This is a genomic window from uncultured Campylobacter sp., from assembly GCF_938018035.1.
GTDB lineage: Bacteria > Campylobacterota > Campylobacteria > Campylobacterales > Campylobacteraceae > Campylobacter_B.
Genome location: NZ_CALIJF010000177.1, coordinates 1 through 2435 on the forward strand (window position 1 = coordinate 1; position 2435 = coordinate 2435).

Below are 2435 nucleotides of genomic sequence, written 5' to 3' on the forward strand. Positions count from 1 at the left end.
ATGCGGATATTGGCGTTTGAGCGGAGCCTGTCGTTGAACTCGGTGATCGCCTTTTTGCGCTCAGAGGTCACGTAGCCCTCGATCGCCTTTTCTTGCACGCTGTCAAAATCAAGCGTACGAAGCCCCTTTTTGTCGTTTACGTAAAACATCTCATATCCGTTGCGCGTAGGGATGATCGGCGAAAATTTACCCTGTTCGACGTTCGTGACGATGTATTTGAGCCCCTCGTCCATTTGATTGGCCTTGAGGGTTCCTTTCATCACATACACGTCGCTTGGGCGGAGCTTTGGATTTGCGCGAATCTTATCTAGCGGAGCCTGAGATTTCGCGATATAGCGGGTGAGCGTGATGCTATCGAAGGTTGTAAATAATGAGCTATTTTGGCTGTAGAATTTTTTGACATTTTCGGGGGTCGTGCGGTGCTGTACGTCTGCGAATATTGAGCCATAGAGCTTTTCTTCAAGCAGTGTGCGGCGGACATTTGCTTTAAAGTCATCGTAGTTTATACCTTGCTTTTGCACAGCGGTTTTGAGCTGGTCTAAGCTAAGCTTATTTTGATCGGCGATCGCTTTGAGTCTCGCGTCGATCTCCGCATCATTTACCGCGATGCCGCGGCGTTTAATCTCGGATTGTTGCAGCTTTTGCCCGATTAAAATTTCCATCGCGGCTTGCGGCGAAGCGCCCGTTAGTTTTTGAACTTTGGCTAGTTCGTAGCCGGTGATCGGCTCATTATCTACCACGGCGATGACGCCGTTTACTACTTCGGCATTTGCACAAACAGCACAGATCATTGCGGAAAAAAGCAGTTTCTTTATCATTTTTAACCTTTATTTAGTCTTTTTGCTTTATAATTACAAGATCGCGATTATAACATTAAATGGTAATTTTTGCAAAGGAATTTTATGATAGTAACTCGTTTTGCGCCGAGTCCTACGGGATATTTACATATCGGCGGACTTAGAACGGCGCTTTTTAGTTATCTTTACGCTAGAGCAAACGGCGGCAAATTCCTGCTGCGCATCGAGGACACTGATCTGAAGCGCAATTCGCAGGAGGCTGCTAAGGCGATCGAGGAAGCCTTTAAGTGGTGCAATCTAGACTATGACGGGCAGATCGTGTATCAAAGCTCACGCTTCGATCTTTACAAACAATATGTCCAAAAGCTGCTAGATGAGGGCAAGGCATACAAATGCTATATGAGTAAGGACGAGCTGGATGAGCTGCGCGCGCAGCAGGAAGCTCGCAAAGAGCGCCCGCGCTACGATAATCGCTATCGCGACTTTACCGGCACGCCGCCTGCTGGGATCGAGCCCGTAATCCGCATCAAATCCCCGCTTAGCGGTACGATAGAATTTAGTGACGGCATCAAGGGCGAGATAAAATTTAACGCCGCCGATATTTTGGACGATTTCATCATCGCGCGCTCCGACGGCACGCCTACGTATAACTTCACGGTCGTGATCGACGACGCGCTGATGGGCGTCACAGACGTGATCCGCGGCGACGATCATCTAAGCAACACCCCGAAGCAGATCGTGCTGTATAACGCGCTAGGCTTTAAAATCCCGAAATTTTATCATGTCGCGATGATCAACGGCACCGACGGCAGCAAGCTGAGCAAACGCCACGGCGCTACCGACGTGATGGAGTATAAGCGCATGGGCTATCTGCCGCAGGCTCTGCTAAATTTCTTAGTGCGCCTGGGTTGGAGCCACGGGGATGATGAAATTTTTAGCATGGAGGAGATGAAGCGATACTTTGATCCTAACCATATCAGCAAGAGCGCTAGCACCTTCAATCAAACCAAGCTCGAGTGGCTAAATGCGCATTATATTAAAAACTCAGACGATGATGAGCTTGTCTTGCAGCTTGTGGAATTCGGCGTCGATATTCGCTCGCACGCGAAAAAACATCTCATCGCCCAGCAGTACAAACAGCGCGCAAAGACGCTAGTGGAGATGGCCGAGGGCATTAAAATCCTTCTAAACCGCCCGAGCTGCTATGATGAGAAGGCGTATAAGAAATTTGTAACCGAAAGTTCGCTAAGCTTACTCGCAAAATTTGCAGATACTCTAAGCGCAAATTTAAATGCAAAGGAGTGCGAGGAAAGGACGATGGAGTTTTTGGACGCAAACGGCGCCAAGCTAAAGGATCTTGCCCAGCCGCTGCGCGTCGCGATCACGGGAGGCAGCGTTAGTCCGTCGATTTTTGAAATTTGTGAAATTTTAGGAAGCGACGAAGTTAAAACGAGAATTTCAAATTTAATCAAAAAAGGATTATAAAATGGCTAAAGTAAACGTTGAAGCGGCTTTGAAGTACCACATAGGCGGTAAAATCGGAACGAATGTAAAAACACCATGTGCTACGGCGGAGGATTTGGCGCTTGCATATACGCCGGGCGTCGCGGAGCCTTGCAAGGTGATCGAAGGTGATCA

Annotated in this window: 2 protein-coding genes and 1 pseudogene; 2 read left to right on the forward strand and 1 reads right to left on the reverse strand. The window is 48.3% G+C overall.

Features of this window, described 5'->3' with window-relative positions:
- Positions 1–818, reverse strand: an 818-nt coding sequence (locus Q0257_RS05365; RefSeq protein WP_298022506.1) for a peptidylprolyl isomerase, incomplete at its 3' end; no start/stop codon positions are given.
- Between the two features lie 84 nt (positions 819–902).
- Between Q0257_RS05365 and gltX the strand changes: the two genes are divergently transcribed.
- Together gltX and Q0257_RS05375 are read left to right on the forward strand one after the other, a co-directional pair.
- Complete coding sequence (gene gltX / locus Q0257_RS05370) at positions 903–2282, forward strand: glutamate--tRNA ligase (RefSeq protein WP_298022509.1); 1380 nt, start codon at positions 903–905, stop codon at positions 2280–2282.
- 1 nt (position 2283) lies between these two features.
- Positions 2284–2435, forward strand: a pseudogene (locus tag Q0257_RS05375) (malate dehydrogenase); the annotation flags it as partial.

Excerpts from the sequence above, each read along its gene's own strand:
- gltX (WP_298022509.1), top strand. The coding sequence starts at position 903 with ATGATAGTAACTCGTTTTGCGCCGAGTCCTACGGGATATTTACATATC.